Origin of the sequence: Flavicella sediminum (assembly GCF_006381105.1) — a bacterium.
Taxonomy (GTDB): Bacteria; Bacteroidota; Bacteroidia; order Flavobacteriales; family Flavobacteriaceae; genus Flavicella; species Flavicella sediminum.
In genome coordinates, this window is the sequence record NZ_VDET01000002.1 from 1,768,558 (window position 1) to 1,790,663 (window position 22,106).

Below are 22,106 nucleotides of genomic sequence, written 5' to 3' on the forward strand. Positions count from 1 at the left end.
TGTTGTATAGATCGGTTTTCTTTTGTTTGTAATTGGTGTTATTCTAAAGAACCAATATATCTTTCAGCATCTAAAGCTGCCATACAACCTGTTCCGGCAGCAGTAACCGCTTGTCTGTATTCTTTGTCTTGTACATCACCTGCAGCAAATACTCCTGGTAAATTTGTTTTGGTAGATTTCCCTTTGGTAATAAGGTAACCTGCCTCGTCCATATCTAATATTCCTTTAAAAATATCTGTGTTTGGTGTGTGACCAATAGCAATAAAAACACCTGTTACTGGAATTTCTTGCGTTTCTTTGGTTTGATTATTTACCGCACGAACACCTGTAACCACATTGTCACCTAAAACTTCTTCAATTTCAGTATTGAATAAAACTTCTAAGTTTTCTGTTTTAGCAACTCTGTGTTGCATCGCTTTCGAAGCTCTCATATAATCCTTACGGACTAATAGCGTTACCTTGTTACAAATATTTGATAAGTAAGTAGCTTCTTCTGCAGCAGTGTCTCCAGCTCCTACAACAACAACATCTTGTCCTTTGTAAAAGAAACCATCACAAGTAGCACATGCAGATACACCACCACCTTTTAATTTTTCTTCACTTTCTAAACCTAAATATTTAGCTGTGGCACCAGTAGAGATAATCACAGTTTCCGCTTCAATTGCAGTAACTCCATCAATAGTGATTTTATGAATCCCACCAACTTCTTTTGAGAAGTTTACTTCAGTAGCCAAACCAAAACGAACTTCTGTTCCAAAACGTTCTGCTTGATTTTTTAAATCTTCCATCATTGCAGTACCGTCCGTACCATTTGGGTAGCCAGGAAAATTATCAACTTCCGTAGTCGTTGTCAATTGTCCTCCCATTTGTAATCCGGTGTACATAACCGGTTTTAAATCTGCTCTAGCTGCATAAATTGCTGCTGTGTATCCAGCAGGTCCTGAACCAATAATAAGACATTTTATTCTTTCAATAGTATCTGACATAATCCAAATTTTTTATTTTCGAAAACAAAAATAAGTTATTTAATACATCCTTTTTCTTATTGTTTATAAGTATTAATAATCCTGATATAAGAAAAAGTAATTCTGAATATGTAAGTCGAAAAAATAATAGAAAATATTTTTTGTTTTTTGTTGGTGAAGAAATAAAATCGAGTATATTTGCAACCTCTTAAATAGATAGTTTTTTTATCTGTTTTTGAATAGTGTTCTCTCGATTCATTCGAGATATTTTTTTGAAAAAGATTACACCTTCGGGGTGTAGCGTAGCCCGGTCATCGCGCCTCGTTTGGGACGAGGAGGTCGCAGGTTCGAATCCTGCCACCCCGACAAAAAAAGCCTAAGAATTTTTAATTCTTAGGCTTTTTTGTTTTCTGTAATCAAAGTTTTCCTTTAAAGGGTATTTCTTGATGTTCTTTATTAGTTACCTTCTTGTCTGAACTAAAAGTCTGTAGTAACTTCACTGTTTTAGCGTTTGTTTTGGTGTTTTAGAATTAACTAAAATATGTAGCAGTTAATAATTGTATTTTTGTGATGGAATTAATTAAGAATTAAAAAAAGCTAAATGGAGTATTTGATAGTTATTGGTTTGGTGATTTTATCGGGTTGTTTTAGTGGACTCACCATCGGTTTTTTTAGTCTAAATTTATCTTCGTTGGAGCGTAAGGCAAAGCTAGGAGATGATAGAGCGATTAAAATTTATCCTATTCGAAAAAGAGGAAACTTACTTTTATGTACTTTATTAATAGGAAATGTTGCAGTAAATTCGGCAGCTGCAATTTTTTTAGGTGAATTGGCTAGCGGGTTGATGGCGGGAATTATTGCTACCGTTTTAATTGTAATTTTTGGAGAGATTATACCTCAAGCATTTTTCTCGCGTTTTGCTTTGAATTTAGGAGCTAAAACAGTTTGGCTAGTAAAAATATTTATCTTTTTGTTGTATCCAATTGCGTATCCCTTGTCATTAGGATTGGATAAGTTGTTGGGTGAAGAGTTGCAAACTATTTGGAGTAAAAGAGAAATCAAGGAGATTATTAAAAATCATAAGAACAACGAAAACTCGGATATTGATAAGGACGAGGAAAGAATTTTATTAGGTGTATTATCCTTTTCGGAAGCAACCGTAGAAAAAATTATGACTCCTCGTACGGTTCTTTATTCCTTAGAAAAAAATGTAGTTTTAGATAAGGCTAGATTGGATGAAATAAAATCAAAGGGGTTTACTAGAATTCCTGTTTACGAAGAAAAAGAAGATAATGTAATCGGTTTGTTGTTTGCCAAAGATCTTATAGGGCTTTTTACAGAAACTAAAACGGTTGGAGAGCTTTTGAAAGATAGAAAGCCTATACTAGTTAAGGATACCATGTTGTTAGATAATTTGATGAATCATTTTTTGAAATCAAAAGTACACATGGCTATGATTTATGATGCCTTCGGTACTTTTACTGGAATTGCTACTTTAGAAGATGTGATTGAAGAGATTATAAGAGTAGAAATTGTTGATGAATTGGATGAAACAGTAGATATGCAGCAGCTTGCATCGGAGCACTCTATTCAAAATATATTGAAGGAATAAGTATTTGTTTTGTTTACACTTTTGTTCAATGAATACCTAAGTTTTACAAGGAGTTAAGTTAGAGTGGCTTAGTGAATTTTTTGTGTGGTAGATATTTAATAAGAATTTTTCAACGTGTAGCTCAATGTGTTGGGTTTTTCATAGAAATTCAGGTTTCAAAAAGTAATAGTCGCTAAATTTAGGCAGAAATGGTTTGAATTTGTAAATTTGTCACCCACTTGAAAAATTAAGAGAACTTTTTAACGAATAGACATCGTAAGCTGTCTGTCTGTAAAACCTTTGTTTTTAGGTAGATAAAGGGCTTTTTTTTTCAATTGAATATAGTAGAGGTAACCACAAAAGAACAGATTTGTCGATAGGACAGTTGTATTTTTGTGAGCTGATTAAAAAATAAATATTTAAAGATCAAAGAAATGGCAAAAACATTATTTGACAAGGTATGGGATTCACACGTTGTTCGTCATGTAGAAGATGGACCCGATGTGTTTTTTATTGACCGTCATTTTATCCACGAAGTTACAAGTCCAGTAGCATTCTTAGGATTAGAAAGTAGAGGTAACAGTGTGGTTTATCCTGAGCGTACATTCGCAACAGCAGATCATAACACTCCAACAATTAATCAACATTTACCGGTAGAAGACGCTTTGTCTGCAAACCAATTAGATGCTTTGGAAAGAAACGCTAAAAACCATGGGATTTCTCATTGGGGATTAGGAGATAAAAATAATGGTATTGTTCACGTTGTTGGACCAGAAAATGGAATTACATTACCTGGAGCAACTATCGTTTGTGGAGATTCTCATACATCAACACATGGTGCTTTTGGTGCTATTGCTTTTGGTATTGGTACCTCTGAAGTAGAAATGGTATTGTCTACGCAATGTATTATGCAATCTAAGCCTAAAGCAATGCGTATCAACGTAAACGGAAAGTTAGGTTTGGGAGTAACTCCTAAAGATGTTGCTTTGTATATTATTGCAAAACAAACAACTTCTGGTGCGACAGGATATTTTGTAGAATATGCTGGAGATGTTTTTGAAGATATGACAATGGAAGGTCGTATGACTGTTTGTAACTTATCTATTGAGATGGGTGCTCGTGGTGGTATGATTGCTCCTGATCAAAAAACCTACGATTATATTACTGGTCGTGCCTTAACTCCAACTGGAGCTGATTGGGACAGAGCTATGAATTATTGGGAAACTTTATCTACGGATGAAGGTGCTGAATTTGATGTTGAGTTTAATTACGACGCAGCAGATATTGAGCCAATGATTACTTACGGAACCAACCCAGGAATGGGAATGGGAGTAACGAAAGATATTCCTACTGCAGAATCTGTAGAAGGTGGTGTAGATACTTATAGAAAATCTTTAGGTTATATGGATTTCCATGAAGGAGATACTATGATTGGAAAAAAGATTGATTTTGTATTCTTAGGATCTTGTACAAACGGACGTATAGAAGACTTTAGAGGTTTCTGTTCTATTGTAAAAGGACGTAAAAAAGCAGATCACGTAACAGCATGGTTGGTACCAGGATCTCATAAAGTAGTTGATCAAATTAAAGCTGAAGGATTAGATAAGATTATTGAAGAGGCTGGATTTGTATTAAGAGAGCCAGGATGTTCAGCTTGTTTAGCAATGAACGATGATAAAATTCCAGCCGGAAAATTATCAGTTTCTACCTCTAACCGTAACTTTGAAGGACGTCAAGGACCTGGATCAAGAACTTTATTAGCTTCTCCTTTAGTTGCTGCGGCATCTGCAGTAGAAGGTGTGGTAACTGACCCAAGAACAATCTTAAACGCTAACGCTTAAAAATAGAATACAATGGCTTACGATAAATTTGAAGTATTAACAAGTACAGCTTATCCATTACCTATTGAGAATGTGGATACAGATCAAATCATTCCTGCTCGTTTCTTAAAAGCAACAGAGCGTGTAGATTTTGACGTTAACTTTTTCCGTGATTGGAGATACAATGCTGATGGAACACCTAAAGCAGATTTTCCTTTAAATCAAGAAAAATATGCAGGATCTAAAATTTTAGTAGGAGGTAGAAACTTTGGTTCTGGTTCTTCTAGAGAGCATGCAGCTTGGTCTGTATACGATTTTGGATTGAGATGTGTTATTTCTTCTGCTTTTGCAGACATCTTTAAAAATAACTGTTTGAATGTTGGTGTATTGCCAGTTCAGGTTTCAGCAGAATTTGCAGATAAATTATTTGCTGCAATTGAGGCAGATCCTAAAACGGAAATTACAGTAGATTTGCCTAGCCAGAAAGTAACTTTAGTTGCTACGGGTGAATCAGAATCTTTTGTAATAAACACCTACAAAAAAGATAATATGTTGAATGGATTTGACGATATTGATTACTTAAAAAATATTGAAGGAGAAATTACAGCATTTGCAGAAACTCGTCCTTTCTAAGAAAGTATTAGTTTTATTAAATATTAAAAAGCGTTTCACATTAAGTGAAACGCTTTTTTGTGTTTAAAAGGGATTCTAAATATGACTGAAGCGTATAGTTCAGATCTTGATTGTCTTTGCCCTTACATGTTGCTAAGAATGTAAAAAAGGTATTTGTTGCTGTGTCTGAAAATACTTGTTGAAAACCAAAAAAGGTCACTTATAATTATGTAAGTGACCTTTTAGATGTAGTTGTTGTATTTGTTTATCCTATGATAACTTGCACGACAAATTTATTTTTGTAGTCACCAATGCTACCAGAGGTATAGATGAATCTTCCAATGTTTTCAAAATCGAAATAATAAACACCATCTTCATTAAATCCACCATTTCCATCAGGTGTAGCTTCTTGTAAAGTGCCATTTGTAGGTGTTATGTCAATATTGTTTACAGGATGCTTCGCTTTCATAACTTCCATTTTATACTTTAATCCTTCTTCAATCAGGTGTGGAGAACTTGCAGGATAATCTTCGTATAAAGTTGAATAGTAATAAATTTTTTCAATAATTTGTGTTTGCGTGTTTACTTCAAACCCTATTCCATCAGATAAATATTGCCATCTTTCCGTTAAACCATCTTCCGATGTTAATTTATCTTCTTGAACGGGAGTCCCGTGTATTAATAGTAGTTTTTCGGTTGTATCTACACCTAACTCAATTCCTTCTAAAGTTTTATAGTTGTCTACCGTTCCATGTGCATAAAAATGAACGGTGCGGTATTCTACTAAATCTACTCCACTAGCGGTTGTAATTGCTATTTCTATTAATTGTTCAGTTGGTTGTGTTGCTGAAATAGTAAATTTTAAATCATTAATTTTCTCCAATGTTACTAGGTCAGCATCACCAGGTACAGAAGGAACTCCTTCTTCATCCATCAGTGTAATTGCAATTTCAGAATAGGTGTCTGTAGTGAAATTGATGTTATTTTCATCTCCAATAAATGAGTGTTCGTTGTCTAATTTGTATTGAATAAATTCGGTGTCATCTTGTTGAAAATAGATTTTACGAGCTCCTATTCGTTCTTTTCCACTAGTATCAGTTACTTTTATTTGTACTAAAAATTCTACTGAAGAAGTATAAAGAAACTCATCAGGTCTAAGTTTTGTACCTGAAATGCTATAGTTTAAATCGTCAATTTTTGTGATGCTAGGAATAAATACATTCGCTAAATCTTCCAAACTTTCACCATCTTCAGGTTCTGTTTTTGGAGGCGTATATGGAACTCCAATTTGATCTACAAATGTAACTTCTATAGTTTCGTAGTTTGAAGATTCAATACTTAGGTTGATAGCGGTATGTGTAAATTGAACATTGTTGTCAATTGTAAAATCTGTGAATAAATTTTCAGTCGGTGATTCGTATTTAAGGTCATGGTCTGCTGTACATGAAATATGTATCGTTAAGAATAATAGAATGGCTGAAAAGTAGTTGCTTGCTCTCATAAAATTTTGGTTTAATTATAAAACAAATATCAGATTTATATGCCTTTTGGCTATTCTTTAATTGATCAATTATTTGCTCTTTCTTTGCATTCATGTTGTTTTGTCAAGGAATAGAGCTGTTTAGGCTGCTTTTTTGTAAAACATGTTATTGTATAGGGCAATTTGTATTTATGAAATTATTGTCTGTTTGCTTTTTTTTTAATCTCTGAAGTTTTAATAAAAAGTGTTTTTTATGGAGAGGTCTTCCTATAATTGTAAAACGTTTTTTATCTTTGCACTCTGTGTTTTTTTTCTAAAATGATTGCATATCAGTAACTAAACTTTTAATAGAGAAAAACAGCTTTTATATTATGATGAAAAGAAAAATTGAAATAATGGATACCACGCTCCGTGATGGTGAACAAACCTCTGGGGTGTCATTTTCTGTTTCTGAAAAGTTGACGATTGCAAAACTATTATTGGAAGAACTAAAAGTGGATCGTATTGAAGTTGCATCCGCCAGAGTTTCTAAAGGAGAATTAGAAGCCGTTCAAAGTATTAGTTCTTGGGCTGCTGAAAATAAATATTTAGATAAAATTGAAGTGTTAACTTTTGTCGATGGTGGTAAATCAATCAAATGGTTGAAAGAATCTGGAGCTAGAGTTCAAAATTTATTGACCAAAGGTTCTTTAAATCATTTAACACATCAATTAAAAAAAACAGCTGAAGAACACTTTACAGACATTGCTGCTACCATTGCTTTAGCGAAAGAAAATGACATTGAAACCAATGTGTATTTAGAAGATTGGTCTAATGGAATGCGTAATTCTTCAGACTATGTATTTCAGTTTTTAGATTTTTTAGCAGGGCAAGATATCAAACGAGTTTTGTTGCCTGATACACTGGGGATTTTAACCCCAAAAGAGTCTTTTGCTTTTGTAAAAGAATTACGAGATGCGTATCCAAAGATGCATTTTGATTTCCATGCACATAACGATTATGACTTAAGTGTTGCCAATGTATTGCAAGCCATTGATGCGGGTGTAAACGGATTGCATTTAACGATTAATGGCATGGGAGAGCGCGCAGGAAATGCTCCTTTGGCAAGTGTTATTGCGGTTATCAATGACTTTTTACCCGAAATTGAAATTTCTGTCAATGAATCTTCTTTGAACAAAGTAAGTAAATTGGTTGAGAATTTTTCAGGATTTAGAATTCCCGTTAATAAACCCGTGGTTGGAGCAAACGTGTTTACGCAAACTGCGGGTATTCATGCTGATGGTGATAATAAAAAGAATTTATATTTCAACGATTTGTTGCCAGAGCGTTTTGGTAGAAAACGTAAATATGCTCTAGGAAAAACATCAGGAAAAGCGAATATTCAAAAGAACTTACAAGATTTGGGCCTTCAGTTAAATGATGAAGATTTGAAAAAAGTAACCTTGAGAATCATTGAGCTAGGTGATAAAAAGGAACTCGTAACTCAAGAAGATTTACCTTACATTATTTCAGATGTATTGGATAGTAGTTCTAGAGAAGAAACAGTGGTTGTAGAAAGTTATGTATTAACACATGCAAAGGGATTAAAACCTTCAACAACGGTTTCTATAAAAATAAATGGAGAAATATTTGAGGCCAATGCCAGTGGAGACGGTCAGTTTGATGCCTTTATGAATGCTTTGCGAAAAGTTTATGCAGATCATTCAAATAAAACAATTCCAACATTGACGGATTATGCTGTTAGAATTCCTCCAGGATCAAATTCTGATGCTTTGTGCGAAACCATTATTACTTGGAAAAATAAAAAGAAAGAATTTATTACTAGAGGTTTAGATTCTGATCAAACGGTGTCTGCTATAAAAGCAACACAAAAAATGTTGAATATCTTAGAAATGTAGATGTTGACGCTTCAACAGACTTTGGTGTAAATTTAAGTTTGTTATAGTATACTAATTGAAAATAATAATTACCGGTTACTGCGCTTGTCGACGTGCCGAATCACTTAAAAACAATAAAAATGAAATTAAACATTGCTCTATTAGCCGGAGACGGAATTGGACCAGAAGTAATTGATCAAGCTGTAAAAGTTTCTGATGCAATTGCAGCAAAATTTGGACATGAAATAACTTGGAAACCTGCTTTAACAGGTGCAGCTGCTATTGATGCAGTTGGAGAGCCTTATCCAGATTCTACTCATGAGGTTTGTACAAGTTCTGATGCTGTATTATTTGGAGCAATTGGACTTCCTAGATTTGATAACGATCCAAGCAACCCTGTAAGACCAGAGCAAGGATTGTTAAAAATGCGTAAAGCATTAGGATTGTTTGCAAACGTACGTCCTACTTTTACTTTTCCATCTTTGTTAGACAAATCTCCATTAAAAAGAGAGCGTATTGAAGGTACAGATTTAGTTTTCTTAAGAGAATTAACAGGAGGTATTTACTTTGGAGACAAAGGAAGAAGAGACGGTGGAGAAACTGCTTTTGATAACTGTGTGTATACAAGAGAAGAAGTTCAACGTTTGGCTAAAAAAGGTTTTGAATTAGCTATGACACGTTCTAAAAGACTGTGTTGTGTTGATAAAGCCAATGTTTTAGAAACGTCTCGTTTATGGAGAGAAACAGTACAAGCTATGGAAAAAGATTATCCAGAAGTTGAAGTTTCTTACGAATTGGTGGATGCAGTAGCAATGCGTTTGGTACAATGGCCAAACTCTTATGATGTATTAATTACTGAAAACTTATTTGGAGATATTTTAACGGATGAGGCTTCTGTAATTTCTGGATCTATGGGATTAATGCCATCTGCGTCTATGGGATCTGATATTGCTTTGTTTGAGCCTATTCACGGTTCTTATCCACAAGCAACAGGATTAAATATTGCCAATCCAATGGCCACTATTTTGTCTGCTGCAATGATGTTTGAAAACTTTGGTTTAGCTGAAGAAGGAAAAGCTATTAGAAATGCTGTAAATCAAGCTTTAGAAGAAGGTATTGTAACAGAAGATTTAGCAGATGGTGCTAAAGCTTATGGAACTTCTGAAGTTGGAGATTGGTTGGCTGCAAATATCTAGAATTCAACTTATATATTTTATAAAGAGGCTGTCTGAAAAGACAGCCTCTTTTTTTTTCCTTTGTTTTACAATCCTGCTTAGGAGCTCTGTACGAATGAATAGCATTTTTTTATTTAACACTTGTTTAATCTCTAACACACAATTAGTTAATATGTGTTTTGCTAATTTGTTAAAAATTATCGACGCATATATGTCTGAGAAAAAAATAGCTAAGAGAAGTGTTGAAGTATTGGTTTTATCGGATATTCATTTAGGAACAGCGGGATGCCATGCTAAAGAATTACTGAGATATTTAAAATCTATTGAGCCTCAAAAAGTAGTGTTGAATGGCGATATTATTGATATCTGGCAATTCAAAAAGAAATATTGGCCAAAAGCTCATATGAAAGTCATTAAACATCTAATTGGTTGGGTGTCTAAAGGTGTTGAAGTGATTTATATCACTGGGAATCATGATGAAATGCTACGTAAGTTTGAAGGTTTTCAAATGGGTACTTTATCTATTAAGAATAAAGTTATTTTAGAACTGGATGGGAAAAAAGCCTGGTTTTTTCATGGAGATGTTTTTGATGTCACCATGCAGCACTCAAAATGGTTGGCAAAATTAGGTGCGGTAGGATACGATTTTTTAATTTCATTAAATGGTACTGTCAATAGTCTGCGAAATTCTTTGGGATATGAAAAAGTTTCTTTTTCAAAAAAAATAAAGAATAAGGTGAAAGGCGCTGTAAAATTCATCAATAATTTTGAGTTTTTGGTTACCGATTTGGCTATTGATAATCATTATGATTATGTGGTGTGCGGTCATATTCATCAACCTGAAATAAAACAATTTACAAAAGGTACAGAAAGTACTTTGTATTTAAATTCAGGTGACTGGATAGAAAATTTGACGTCTTTAGAATACAATCAAAAAAAATGGACACTGTATCAGTATGATGAAGATCTTCTCATGCGTAAAAAAGAAAACGAACTAGAAGCAGAAGATTCTATAGATCAATCCTCAAAGGAGGTGTTTGAAAACTTGTTAAACGATTTTAATTTATTGCGAAAATGAAAATACTATATGCAATTCAAGGGACAGGTAATGGTCACTTAAGCAGAGCAAAAGATGTAATACCTGCCTTAAGAAATAGGGTAGAAGTAGATGTGTTGATTAGTGGTACTCAGGCGGATGTTGAACTACCTTTTGATGTTAAATATGTGTACAACGGACTCAGTTTTTATTTTGGTTCCAAGGGAGGAATTAATTTTTTTAATACCTTAAAAAAGAATAGCATTCGGAAATTTATGAAAGAGGTTCGGGAGTGTCCTGTGCAAGATTATGATTTGGTTATCAATGATTTTGAACCTATTTCTGCCTGGGCATGCAAGCTTAGAGGGGTAAATTGTATTTCATTAAGTCATCAAAGTGCTTTGCTTTCAAAAAAAGTTCCACAACCCACGTACAGAGATTTCATCAGTCCGTTGATTTTGAAGTACTATGCTCCCGCTTTACAAAGTTTCGGTTTTCATTTTAAAAAATACGACTCTAGCATTTATTTGCCTATTATCCGACAAGATATTCGTCAATTAAGAACTTCTGTAGGGAATCATAATACAGTATATCTGCCTTCTTATAGTGATAAAAAAATAGCCGGTATACTGACACAAATTAAGCAGGTAAATTGGCAGGTGTTTTCAAAGACGTGTAAAAAGGCCTACAGGAAAAAAAACGTCTATTTCAATCCGATTACGAGCGAAAAATTTGAGGAGTCTTTAGCTACTTGTGCAGGTGTTATTTGTGGTGCTGGTTTTGAAACACCAGCTGAGGCCTTGTTCTTAAAGAAGAAATTACTAGTAATTCCTATGGTCGGACAATATGAGCAGCAATACAATGCCGTTAGCTTGAAAGAAATGGGGGTAAAAGTATTGCCGAAATTAAAGAAAAAACATTTGAAGAAAATTAGAAAATGGGTGAATGATGATAAAGTTGTGAAGGTGAATTTTCCTGATAGAACTCAGTTTATAGTAGATGCTGTATTGTCGAAATATATTATAGCGAATGAATTGACAAGCGAATTGCTTCAGGAGATTTAAAAACAAGATCAATATTAATTACAATAAAAAAGCCTAACTGTGAAAACAGTTAGGCTTTTAATATATTAAGAAATTTATTATCCTTTCAGTTGGATATTTGTAAATTCTTTAGAAACTACTATAGTTCCATTTTCAAATTGTACATCAGCTAATTCAACATATTCATTATCTATTTTAATAGATTTTATGTCAAATGGTACGCCAAATAAATTTATTTTAAAAGTATCGTATGAGGTCGTGTACTTTCCTTGTTTGTGTTGTCTAATCACCAATTTAGTGTCAGAACCTTCTAATTTGAAGTTTCTTAAGCTGTAGCGACCTTTGGTATAGTCGTAACCATCGTTGGCATCTTCAAACAAGTCAGAATCTTCTTTTCCTTTTTTGAAGTATACATCTAAGGTTAGTTGTGTAATTTCTAATTCACCAACATATTGTTGTATTGGGTATTTAGGTATTACAGAACCAGCTTTGTAAAAAATAGGCATATGATGTAGGTCTGAATCTACCCATGTTTCTTTTCCACCGGATACCATCTCTTTTGTCCAGTGGTTGTACCATTCTCCTCTTGGAATATACATTCTTCTTCCTTGAGCATTTGGTTCGTTAATAGGACAAATTAAAATTTTATCTCCACAGATAAATTCGTCAAGTCTGTAATGTGTTTGTGTGTCTTCTTGATCAAACAATACCAATGATTTAAGCATTGGTTCTTTCTCAACAGAATATTTGTAGAAAGAAGTGTACAAGTAAGGTAACAACTCATATCTGATTTCAATAAACTTACGAACAACATCTGTAATTTCTTCATCAAAAGCCCATGGTTCTTGATCTCCATGATCTCCTGAAGAGTGTGTTCTACAGAATGGGTGGAAAGCGCCTAATTGAATCCAACGCGCGTATAATTCTCCATTTGGTTGCTCAGCAAACCCTCCAATATCAGAACCTGCGAATGAGAATCCAGATAAGGCCAAACGTTGTGCTTGTATGTTTGCAATTTGTAAATGTTCCCAAGTAGCAACATTGTCTCCCATCCAAGTAGACGTATAACGTTGTGTACCTGAATAGGCAGAACGTGTAATTACGAATGGACGTTTAGGATAGTTGAATTTTTTCAAACCATGGTAAGTGGCACGTGCCATTTGCATTCCATAGATGTTATGTGCTTTTTGATGAGAACAAGGATTTCCATCATAATCATGACGAACATCTGGTGGGAAAGTTTTTCCAGGAACGTCCATAACTGCTGGTTCGTTCATGTCATTCCACACACCTTTAACTCCTATGTCTTCAATCAATTCTTTAAATAATCCAGCCCACCATTCTCTAACTTCTGGTCTTGTGAAATCTGGAAAATAACATTCTCCCGGCCAAACTTTTCCTTTCATATAAGGACCATCGGCACGTTTACAGAAATAATCTTTATCTAATCCTTCTTTAAAGACGCTGTATTCATTGTCAATTTTAATTCCTGGATCGATGATCACTACGGTTTTAAACCCATCATCAGCCAATTCTTTCACCATTCTCTTAGGGTCTGGGAAATAATCTTCGCTCCAAGTAAAGCAACGGAATCCTTCCATATAATCAATGTCTAAGTAAATAGCATCACAAGGAATTTTTAAATCTCTAAATTTCTTTGTGATTTCTTTTACATTCGATTCAGGATAATAACTCCATTTACATTGGTGGTATCCTAAGGCCCATAATGGTGGTAATTCAGGTGTACCTGTTAAATCTGTATAGCTAGTTACTACGTCCATCATTTTTGGTCCGTAAATGAAATAATAATTCATTTCACCTCCTTGTGCCCAAAAACTTGTTACATTTCTTCTTTCTTGACAGAAATCAAAATAAGTTCTGAAGGTATTGTCAAAAAAGATTCCATAAGATTTACCGTTTACCAATCCTGTATAAAATGGAATGGCTTTGTATATAGGGTCTGTATCTTTACCAAAAGCGTATGAATCTGTAGCCCAGTTTTCAAAACGTCTTCCTTTTAAATTTAAGTGCTGAGGTTTGTCTCCTAAACCATAGTAGCTTTCTCCGTTCTGAGCAGCTTTACTCATTTTTACGATGTCTCCACCTAATTCGTAGCTCTCTTCCCAGTGAAACCCTAATTCGTCTTCACAAATAAGAGATTTGTCGTTTACATCATAGATTGCTTTTCTAAGATCTGCTTTATAGATATTACAAATTAATTTAGAAGTTGTAATAATATACTTTTCTTCATCATCTGTAATAACCAAATGATTGTATCCCGTATTGGCATCGTTTGCGATGGCATAAGAGAAATCATTGTCAAATTTTCCAACCGTTGTATATCTAAAACGAAGTACGCTATCTCTAAGTACGGTTAGCTGTAGGATAACGTTATTTGAGGTAGAAAAGTGTAGCACGTCTACATCTTTTGAATACCTTGTTATGTTGGAAGGAAATAAATCTCCTTTGTATTCAAGTGCTGTGTTTAATATCATAATTACTAGTGATTTAATAAGTGGCAAAATTACTTAAAATAATGAAAGTAGCCACGTGTATTTATGTAAAAATAACGTTTAATAATTGTCATTTGTTATAAAGCAAAATTCGTTTAAAGCACCCTTTTAAACGCTGATGATTTGCGTATAAAAGGGTGTTATAAATCAGCTTATTTTGTGATTTTGAAGATTGCAATTCCGAGTGGAGGTAAATTTACGATTGCAGAGTTGGATTTAAAGTCCCAAGGTTTTTTACTAATTTTAATCTTTTTTGTATTGCAAACACCGCTACCTCCATAAATAGCCGCATCACTATTTAGTATTTCTACTAAATGGCCGGATTTAGGAACGCCAATTAAATGTTTCTCCCTAACAACAGGTGTAAAATTGCAGACAATTACAATATCATTTTTAGCATCATGTCCTTTTCTAATAAAGGAAATAATAGAATCTTCATGGTTTTCATAATTGATCCATTCAAATCCTTCAATACCAAAAGCCTTTTCGTAGAATGCAGGTGTGTTTTTGTACAATTTATTCAAATCTCTTACAAAATCTTTCATTTTGGCATGTCCTTCATCTTCCAATAAATTCCAATCTAAACTTTTTTGGAAATCCCATTCGCCTTCTTGTCCAAATTCACTTCCCATAAATAATAAGTTGGCACCAGGATGAGCATACATATATCCATATAGAAGTCTCAAATTGGCTAGTTTTTGCCATTTATCTCCAGGCATTCTTCCTAAGATAGAATGTTTACCATATACCACTTCATCGTGAGATAAAGGTAGCATAAAGTTTTCTGTAAAGGCGTAAGCTAAACTGAAGGTAATTTTGTTGTGGTGGTATTTTCTATTGATACTATCTTCTTGGAAATACTCCAAAGTATCGTGCATCCAACCCATCATCCACTTCATACCAAAACCAAGCCCTCCTAAGTTTTCTGGCTTCGTCACCATAGGAAAAGCTGTGGATTCCTCGGCAATTGTTTGTACGCCTTCAAAACTGGCGTATACTTCCGTATTAAAATCTTTTAGGAATGAAATTGCATCTAGGTTTTCTCTTCCTCCATACATGTTTGGTTCCCATTCTCCGTCTTCTCTAGAGTAATCTAGATATAACATAGAAGCCACGGCATCTACTCTTAAGCCATCAATATGGTATTTGTCTAGCCAAAAAATGGCATTACTTATTAAAAAGGATCTTATTTCATTACGACCGTAGTTGAAAATTAAACTTTTCCAGTCTTGGTGATATCCTTTTCTTTTGTCAGGATGTTCATATAAATGTGTTCCGTCAAAGAAACCTAAACCATGATCATCTGAAGGGAAATGTGAAGGGACCCAGTCCAAAATAACACCAATATCGCTTTGATGAAGTTTGTCAACTAAGTACATAAAATCGGTAGGTGTACCAAACCTTGAAGTCGGTGCAAAATAACCTACCAATTGATAGCCCCATGAAGGATCGTAAGGATATTCCATAATTGGCATGAATTCTACATGTGTAAATTCCATGTCTTTTAGGTAGTTCACTAATTTGTCTCCAAGCTCTATATAAGTCAGGGGTCTGTCTTCTTCAACATTGTACATCCATGAACCTAAATGAACTTCCAAAACGGCATAAGGTTTGTCTAATCCGTTTTTATCTTTTCTATAGGAAAGCCAATCTTTATCGTTCCATTTATAGTTTTCTATATCAAAAGCAACAGAAGCTGTTCTTGGAGGATGTTCACATGAAAAAGCATAAGGATCTGCTTTTTCTGTAATAATTCCGCTATTGTTGCTGTGTATTTTGTATTTGTATTGAACGCCCATTTTTAGGCCAGGAATAAACCCTTCCCAAATTCCAGATCCATCCCATCTTACGTTTAATAGGTGGTCGTTTGAATCCCAAAAATTGAATTCTCCAATCACATACACATGATTGGCAGAGGGTGCCCATACGGCAAAATAAATTCCTTCAACCCCGTCTACTGTGGCAGGATGTGCTCCAAATTTTTCATAAAGTCTATAATGTTTACCGCCTTTGAATAAATTGATATCAAATTCAGTAAATAGACTGTGTACTTTTACATTGCTCATAATTAGAAGGCTGTTTAGTTTGGTAGGTGAGAAGTTGCCTGAAAAAAGATTATTTTTCAGGCAACTTCAATAATTGTATTTGATTGTGTGGAAAGAACTAAATTACAGTTCCGCTTTTAATCACAGCCTTACTTTTAATAACGACAATTCCGTCTCTAACGGTATAGGTGTCGGTATCGATGTCCTTTAAATGTGGTCCACCGTTAATTTTCACATCGTTTCCAATACTTGCGTTTTTGTCGACAATACAGTTGTTAATATAGCAACGATCTCCAATACCTACGTAAGGTTCTCCTTCCTTAATACATTTTTCAACAGCGTCTAAACTTTGGTAACTATCGCTACCCATTAAATAAGAATTAGAAATAGTAGTTCCCACGCCAATTCGGCTACGGATTCCTACAACTGAACGTTCAATGCGGCTAGCGCTAATGATACTACCTTCGGCAATTAATGTTTTTTCTAGTGTTGTTCCTGTGATTTTTGATGGAGGCAACATTCTAGCTCTTGTTAAGATACTTTTAGATTTATCAAATAAATTGAAATCTGGAATAGCATCTGTCAAACCTAAATTGGCATCAAAGAAAGAAGAAATTGTACCAATATCAGTCCAGTAACCTCCGTATTGGAAACTCATTACTTTGTGTTTGTTGATAGATTGTGGAATGATCTCTCCACCAAAATCTAGCGTATCTTTATTTTCTTCTAATACTTTTGAAAGGAATCCTCTACTAAAAATATAAATTCCCATAGAAGCCAAATGGTTTCTTCCTTGAGCTTTCATATCATCCGATACTTCTGAAGTCCAATCTGGAAGTTGCTCTGCCGATGGTTTTTCAATAAAAGAATCTATAGTATTGTCTGCATTTGTTTTTAAAATACCAAAACCAGTGGCATCTTTTTCGTTTACAGGCTGTGTTGCAATTGAAATTTCCGCATTACTTTTTTCGTGTTGTTTTACCATTTCGGTAAAGTCCATTTGATACAGTTGATCACCGGATAAGATCAAAGCATAATCCCAGTCATGGCCAAGGAAATGCTTCATAGATTGTCTTACGGCATCTGCGGTTCCTTGGAACCAATTGCTGTTTCCAGGAGTTTGCTCCGCAGCTAATACGTCTACAAAGGCATCATTAAAAAAGCTGAAATTATAGGTGTTTTTAATATGTTTATTTAGTGAAGCTGAATTGAACTGCGTTAAAACAAACATTCTATCAATACCAGAGTTGATACAGTTTGAGATTGGAATATCTACCAATCTGTATTTTCCTGCAATTGGCACTGCTGGTTTTGAACGTGAAGTTGTTAATGGTTGCAGTCTAGATCCTTGCCCACCACCTAAAATAATTCCTAAGACTTTTTTTTTCATGATTATTTATTTTTTAATAAAGTTTGGTATAATTCGTTATAGTTCTCTGCAGATTTGTCCCAAGAATGGTCAATTTGCATTATTTGTTTGCGGATGCTTTTAAAAGTTTTTTGGTCTTTGTATAGCGCGCATGCTCTTACAATTGCATTTGATGCTTGATCAACGTCTGTAAATTCATGACATATTCCAAAACCACCTTCTTCGCTAATGTCTTTGATCGTGTCTTTTAAACCACCTATGCTTCTAACAATTGGAATGGTTCCGTATCGTAAAGAGTACATTTGGTTCAGTCCGCAAGGTTCTACACGTGAAGGCATGACTAAGAAGTCGGCACCTGCGTAGATAATATGCGATAAGGTTTCGTCATATCCTATAAATGTATTGTAGTTTCCTTTGTAGCGGTCATTTAAGGAAGCTAAGTCTGTTTCAATGGTTGGGTCTCCAGAACCTAAAACAAGTATGTTTAATTCTATGTCCGGATTCTCTAAAGAATTTCTAAATATTTGTGGAAGTAATTCTGCTCCCTTTTCACCTACCAGTCTACCTATAAAGGCAAATAATGGTTTTTCGGGGTCAAGATTAAATTTATCACATAAAAATAATTTGTTGTTGCGTTTTCCTGAAAGGGAATTGTGTATAGAAAAGTTTTTAGAAACCATTGGGTCTGTAGCCGGATTCCATACTTCGGTATCAATTCCGTTTAAAATCCCTATAGATTTGTCTTTTTCATTATCTAATAACCATTCTAGTCCGTTAGCTGCTGAACGGAGTTCAATTAAATAACTAGGCGAAACTGTCGTCACAGCCCAAGCATTTTTTACAGCGGCAGCTAAAGGATTGATAAGATCGGCCCATTCAATTAATCCAGAATTGGATAAGTCATATTCTGGGAAGTAATTTAATTTATCGAAAGAAAACTGTCCTTGATATTGAGCATTGTGAATGGTCAGTACCGTAGGAATTTTTTTCATGCTTTCATACACATAGGCATTTGAAACCATAAAAGGAATTAGTCCTGTATGATAATCATGGCAATGAATAATTTCAGGTTTGTCGTGAAATTGTAAAATCCAATCCAATGTAGCTTTCTGAAAAGCGATAAAGCGTTCAGTGTCATCTGCATAACCATAAACATTTTCACGATCCATTAAGCCTGGTATTTTTACCGTATACAATGGGTAGCCTAAATCCATACTATCTAAAAGTAGAATTTCAACAGGATATTCTAAATTTCCTAAACTAACGGAACTCGTGTAATCTACTTTAAAGCTATTTGCTTTAGTAAATTTGTTGTCATAAAACGGCATGACTACACCCGTTTTTAATCCCGTTTTGTTTTGGTATTTAGGTAAAGCTCCAACAACATCTGCTAACCCACCGACTTTTGCTATAGGATAGCATTCGGCGCTAATATGTATACTATTCATTATAAAATTGGTTGAATAAATTTTTGATGTTTAAACTTACGGAATTTATTTAAAAAACCCTTTTATTAACCGTTATTTTATTTTTACATCTTGTTTTTAGTTTTGTTTAATGTTCATTTTATTGATTAACAAATGTTTATCTTTTTGCCAGTTTTTGAAAAAATATTTGTTTCCATGTATTTCTGCCGTATGTCAGGATATTTTATTTGTTGTTAACATTGTTTTTAGGTTAAAGTGTTGATTTTTTAATGCGAAACTTTCGTTTTAAAAGTACGTATTCTTGTTTCTCACTTTTATAATTCTAAATCGGCATATTTAGACCTGTTTTTTGAAGTAGTTTTAGTTTAAAACTACTTCAAAAGTTATCGGTAAAGAGTATTTTACTTTTACAGGCATTCCTCGTTGTTTACCAGGAGACATTTTTGGAAGAGTTTTTACCACTCTAATGGCTTCTTGTTGCAATCTAGGATGAGGAGCTCTGGCTTTTATTTCAGATATCTGTCCATCTTTTCCTATAGTAAACATGACAAATATTCTTTTTTGTCCTGCAGAGAGTTCTAAATTAGAGGCTAAGCTGGCGTCAAATTTTTTGTTGACATGTTTGGAGATGCTTTTTGCAAAACAATTTCTTAATTGCGCTTTTGTGCCTACGCAACCAGGAAATACAGGAGCGTCTTCAATGATTGAAAAGGGAACATCTTCCACAATTTCTTCACCTTCACCAATTTCTACAATATCACTTATTTCTACCGCTGCATCAACGGCTTCTGTTTCATCGGTTTCTGTAGTTTCAACAATTGATTCTTCTATGTCCTTGTCGTCTTTTACAATTTCAATAACTTCTACCAATTGAGGAGGAGGTGGAGGAGGGGCAGTAGGTTGAACTCTATGTGTAATGACGAGTTCTTCTTCTGGTTCTGCGTTTAAAATTACAGTTTCAAAGTCTGCGATTATTTTATCATAAGTTTTGTATTCTAATGCAACATGTGTACAGAATAATGTTAAAACTAAACCGATTTCTAAAAACAAGAAACTATAGTTTTCTAAACGTGCTTTTGGGTTTTTTTTAACTTCCATAACTGTAAATTTTAGTGTTATTACTAGTACTAAGTTACAGAATATTAGGAATTAAATCAAGTAAAAAGATAAAAAAGTCTTTATTTTTAAATTAAGTTTATAAGAACCAAAAAAGTCCAAGTTTATTGCTAATAATCTTGGACTTTCTTTAATGTATTATCGGTGTTTTTTTATTTAATCATTTAATTTTAAAACAGCCATAAATGCTTCTTGTGGAATTTCAACATTTCCAACTTGACGCATTCGTTTTTTACCTTTCTTTTGTTTTTCTAGAAGTTTTCTTTTTCTTGAAATATCACCTCCATAACATTTGGCAGTAACATCTTTACGAAGTGCTTTGGTTGTTTCTCTAGAAATAATTTTAGCACCAATAGCCGCCTGAATTGGAATGTCAAATTGTTGGCGAGGGATTAATTCTTTTAATTTTTCACACATTTTTTTACCAATACTATACGCATTGTCTGCATGAATTAACGCTGATAATGCATCTACAGGTTGTGCGTTTAGTAAGATGTCTACACGAACTAATTTAGAAGGTCGCATACCAATAGGATGGTAGTCGAAAGAAGCATATCCTTTAGAAACGGTTTTTAATCGATCGTAAAAATCGAAAACAATTTCTGCCAATGGCATTTCAAAAGTCAATTCTACACGTACAGGTGTTAAATAAGTTTGATTGACTATAAGACCACGTTTTTCAATACATAAACCCATTACTTGTCCAACAAAGTCAGATTTGGTAATGATGGATGCCTTGATATAAGGTTCCTCTACTCTGTCTAATCCAGACGGGTCTGGCAAGTCGGTAGGGTTGTTTAGTAATATAATTTCGTCAGGGTTTTTCTTCGTAAACGCATGGTACGATACATTGGGAACGGTAGTAATTACAGTCATGTTAAATTCGCGTTCCAATCGTTCCTGAATAATTTCCATATGGAGCATTCCTAAGAAGCCACAACGGAAACCAAAACCTAAGGCTGCAGAGCTTTCTGGAGCAAAAACAAGTGAAGCATCGTTTAATTGAAGTTTTTCCATAGAATAACGAAGTTCTTCGTACTCATCCGTATCCACAGGGTAAATTCCAGCAAAAACCATTGGTTTTACATCCTCAAATCCATCAATTATTTCAGTAGTTGGCACTGCAGCATCTGTAATTGTGTCACCCACTTTTACTTCTTTTGCTGTTTTAATACCTGTAATAAGGTAGCCAACATCTCCTGTTTTTACAGATTTTTTTACAACCTGGGTCAATTTTAAAGTTCCAACTTCATCAGCAAAATACTCATTGTTGGTGGCCATAAATTTGATGCGTTGTCCTTTTTTTATTTCACCATTTAAAACACGGAAATAAGTTTCAATTCCTCTATAAGAATTGTAAACAGAATCAAATATCAGGGCTTGTAAGGGAGCTTCAGGGTCTCCTTTTGGAGCAGGAATTCTTTCAATAATAGCTTTTAAAATATTGTCAATTCCCAAACCTGTTTTTCCACTTGCATGAATTACATCTTCGGCATTACAACCTAAAAGGTCTACAATGTCATCGGTAACTTCTTCTGGATTGGCACTTGGTAAATCTACCTTGTTTAAAATTGGGATAATTTCCAAATCATTTTCCAAAGCCAGGTATAAGTTTGAAATTGTTTGTGCTTGAATGCTTTGTGCTGCATCAACAATTAACAATGCGCCTTCGCAAGCTGCAATAGATCTAGAGACTTCGTAAGAAAAATCTACATGGCCAGGAGTGTCAATAAGGTTTAAGATGTACTCTTCCCCGTCTTGCGTATAGTCCATTTGTATGGCGTGACTTTTAATGGTAATACCACGTTCACGTTCCAAATCCATATTGTCTAGCAATTGGTCTTGTTTTTCTCTTTCTGTTACAGAACCTGTATAATCTAATAACCTATCAGCAAGTGTACTTTTACCGTGGTCAATATGTGCTATGATGCAAAAATTTCTAATATTTTTCATACTTCGTGTCTCTTTCTCCTAAAATGGTTCGCAAAGATAGTTAATTATGCAATGCTTAAGGAAGCTATAAGCTTACAATTTAAT

General features: G+C 34.3%; 15 protein-coding genes and 1 tRNA gene. 8 read left to right on the top strand and 8 right to left on the bottom strand.

Features of this window, described 5'->3' with window-relative positions:
• Positions 1–38: 38 nt before the first annotated feature.
• The gene (gene trxB / locus FGM02_RS07360; protein WP_139957655.1) at positions 39–986 is read right to left on the bottom strand and encodes a thioredoxin-disulfide reductase; all 948 of its coding nucleotides are present in this window, start codon (positions 984–986) and stop codon (positions 39–41) included.
• A gap of 270 nt (positions 987–1,256) precedes the next feature.
• On the opposite strand from trxB, the gene FGM02_RS07365 reads away from it, so the two are divergent.
• From FGM02_RS07365 to leuD, 4 genes are all read left to right on the top strand, one after another.
• Positions 1,257–1,331: transfer RNA gene (locus tag FGM02_RS07365), tRNA-Pro, on the top strand.
• A 235-nt stretch (positions 1,332–1,566) separates the two neighbouring features.
• Positions 1,567–2,577, top strand: coding sequence for a CNNM domain-containing protein (locus FGM02_RS07370; protein WP_139957656.1), 1,011 nt, complete (start codon positions 1,567–1,569; stop codon positions 2,575–2,577).
• A 413-nt stretch (positions 2,578–2,990) separates the two neighbouring features.
• Positions 2,991–4,397, top strand: coding sequence for a 3-isopropylmalate dehydratase large subunit (leuC, locus tag FGM02_RS07375; protein WP_139957657.1), 1,407 nt, complete (start codon positions 2,991–2,993; stop codon positions 4,395–4,397).
• A 12-nt stretch (positions 4,398–4,409) separates the two neighbouring features.
• Positions 4,410–5,009 (top strand): 3-isopropylmalate dehydratase small subunit, encoded by a 600-nt coding sequence (gene leuD, locus FGM02_RS07380; RefSeq protein ID WP_139957658.1) that lies wholly within the window; start codon positions 4,410–4,412, stop codon positions 5,007–5,009.
• A 244-nt stretch (positions 5,010–5,253) separates the two neighbouring features.
• Here leuD and FGM02_RS07385 read toward each other — a convergent pair whose 3' ends face one another.
• Positions 5,254–6,489, bottom strand: coding sequence for a hypothetical protein (locus tag FGM02_RS07385; RefSeq protein WP_139957659.1), 1,236 nt, complete (start codon positions 6,487–6,489; stop codon positions 5,254–5,256).
• A 350-nt stretch (positions 6,490–6,839) separates the two neighbouring features.
• On the opposite strand from FGM02_RS07385, the gene FGM02_RS07390 reads away from it, so the two are divergent.
• The 4 genes from FGM02_RS07390 to FGM02_RS07405 all read left to right on the top strand — a co-directional run bounded on the left by FGM02_RS07390 (position 6,840) and on the right by FGM02_RS07405 (position 11,620).
• On the top strand, positions 6,840–8,366 hold the full coding sequence (locus FGM02_RS07390) for an alpha-isopropylmalate synthase regulatory domain-containing protein (RefSeq protein WP_139957660.1): 1,527 nt from the start codon (positions 6,840–6,842) through the stop codon (positions 8,364–8,366).
• A 119-nt stretch (positions 8,367–8,485) separates the two neighbouring features.
• Entirely contained in the window at positions 8,486–9,541 is a 1,056-nt protein-coding gene (leuB, locus tag FGM02_RS07395) for a 3-isopropylmalate dehydrogenase (RefSeq protein WP_139957661.1), read from the top strand.
• A 190-nt stretch (positions 9,542–9,731) separates the two neighbouring features.
• Entirely contained in the window at positions 9,732–10,598 is an 867-nt protein-coding gene (locus tag FGM02_RS07400) for a UDP-2,3-diacylglucosamine diphosphatase (RefSeq protein ID WP_208021482.1), read from the top strand.
• The gene (locus FGM02_RS07405; RefSeq protein ID WP_139957662.1) at positions 10,595–11,620 is read left to right on the top strand and encodes a glycosyltransferase family protein; all 1,026 of its coding nucleotides are present in this window, start codon (positions 10,595–10,597) and stop codon (positions 11,618–11,620) included. The genes FGM02_RS07400 and FGM02_RS07405 overlap by 4 nt, the downstream gene beginning before the upstream one ends.
• Before the next feature lie 77 nt (positions 11,621–11,697).
• Here FGM02_RS07405 and FGM02_RS07410 read toward each other — a convergent pair whose 3' ends face one another.
• The 6 genes from FGM02_RS07410 to lepA all read right to left on the bottom strand — a co-directional run bounded on the left by FGM02_RS07410 (position 11,698) and on the right by lepA (position 22,022).
• Positions 11,698–14,094 (bottom strand): glycoside hydrolase family 31 protein, encoded by a 2,397-nt coding sequence (locus FGM02_RS07410; protein WP_139957663.1) that lies wholly within the window; start codon positions 14,092–14,094, stop codon positions 11,698–11,700.
• Positions 14,095–14,264: 170 nt separating this feature from the next.
• Positions 14,265–16,178 carry a 1,4-alpha-glucan branching protein GlgB gene (gene glgB, locus FGM02_RS07415; RefSeq protein ID WP_139957664.1) on the bottom strand — a complete coding sequence of 638 codons (1,914 nt, stop codon included), beginning with the start codon at positions 16,176–16,178 and terminating at the stop codon, positions 14,265–14,267.
• Between the two features lie 97 nt (positions 16,179–16,275).
• Positions 16,276–17,550, bottom strand: coding sequence for a glucose-1-phosphate adenylyltransferase (locus FGM02_RS07420; RefSeq protein ID WP_139957665.1), 1,275 nt, complete (start codon positions 17,548–17,550; stop codon positions 16,276–16,278).
• Positions 17,550–18,974 carry a glycogen synthase gene (locus FGM02_RS07425; RefSeq protein WP_139957666.1) on the bottom strand — a complete coding sequence of 475 codons (1,425 nt, stop codon included), beginning with the start codon at positions 18,972–18,974 and terminating at the stop codon, positions 17,550–17,552. The genes FGM02_RS07420 and FGM02_RS07425 overlap by 1 nt, the downstream gene beginning before the upstream one ends.
• A gap of 339 nt (positions 18,975–19,313) precedes the next feature.
• On the bottom strand, positions 19,314–20,051 hold the full coding sequence (locus FGM02_RS07430) for an energy transducer TonB (RefSeq protein ID WP_139957667.1): 738 nt from the start codon (positions 20,049–20,051) through the stop codon (positions 19,314–19,316).
• Positions 20,052–20,225: 174 nt separating this feature from the next.
• The gene (gene lepA, locus FGM02_RS07435; protein WP_139957668.1) at positions 20,226–22,022 is read right to left on the bottom strand and encodes a translation elongation factor 4; all 1,797 of its coding nucleotides are present in this window, start codon (positions 22,020–22,022) and stop codon (positions 20,226–20,228) included.
• Positions 22,023–22,106: the final 84 nt, after the last annotated feature.

Bases quoted from the DNA above. Each gene is read 5' to 3' on its own strand.
- trxB (WP_139957655.1), bottom strand. From the start codon at position 986: ATGTCAGATACTATTGAAAGAATAAAATGTCTTATTATTGGTTCAGGA.
- FGM02_RS07370 (WP_139957656.1), top strand. From the start codon at position 1,567: ATGGAGTATTTGATAGTTATTGGTTTGGTGATTTTATCGGGTTGTTTT.
- leuC (WP_139957657.1), top strand. From the start codon at position 2,991: ATGGCAAAAACATTATTTGACAAGGTATGGGATTCACACGTTGTTCGT.
- leuD (WP_139957658.1), top strand. From the start codon at position 4,410: ATGGCTTACGATAAATTTGAAGTATTAACAAGTACAGCTTATCCATTA.
- FGM02_RS07385 (WP_139957659.1), bottom strand. From the start codon at position 6,489: ATGAGAGCAAGCAACTACTTTTCAGCCATTCTATTATTCTTAACGATA.
- FGM02_RS07390 (WP_139957660.1), top strand. From the start codon at position 6,840: ATGATGAAAAGAAAAATTGAAATAATGGATACCACGCTCCGTGATGGT.
- leuB (WP_139957661.1), top strand. From the start codon at position 8,486: ATGAAATTAAACATTGCTCTATTAGCCGGAGACGGAATTGGACCAGAA.
- FGM02_RS07400 (WP_208021482.1), top strand. From the start codon at position 9,732: ATGTCTGAGAAAAAAATAGCTAAGAGAAGTGTTGAAGTATTGGTTTTA.
- FGM02_RS07405 (WP_139957662.1), top strand. From the start codon at position 10,595: ATGAAAATACTATATGCAATTCAAGGGACAGGTAATGGTCACTTAAGC.
- FGM02_RS07410 (WP_139957663.1), bottom strand. From the start codon at position 14,094: ATGATATTAAACACAGCACTTGAATACAAAGGAGATTTATTTCCTTCC.
- glgB (WP_139957664.1), bottom strand. From the start codon at position 16,178: ATGAGCAATGTAAAAGTACACAGTCTATTTACTGAATTTGATATCAAT.
- FGM02_RS07425 (WP_139957666.1), bottom strand. From the start codon at position 18,974: ATGAATAGTATACATATTAGCGCCGAATGCTATCCTATAGCAAAAGTC.
- FGM02_RS07430 (WP_139957667.1), bottom strand. From the start codon at position 20,051: ATGGAAGTTAAAAAAAACCCAAAAGCACGTTTAGAAAACTATAGTTTC.
- lepA (WP_139957668.1), bottom strand. From the start codon at position 22,022: ATGAAAAATATTAGAAATTTTTGCATCATAGCACATATTGACCACGGT.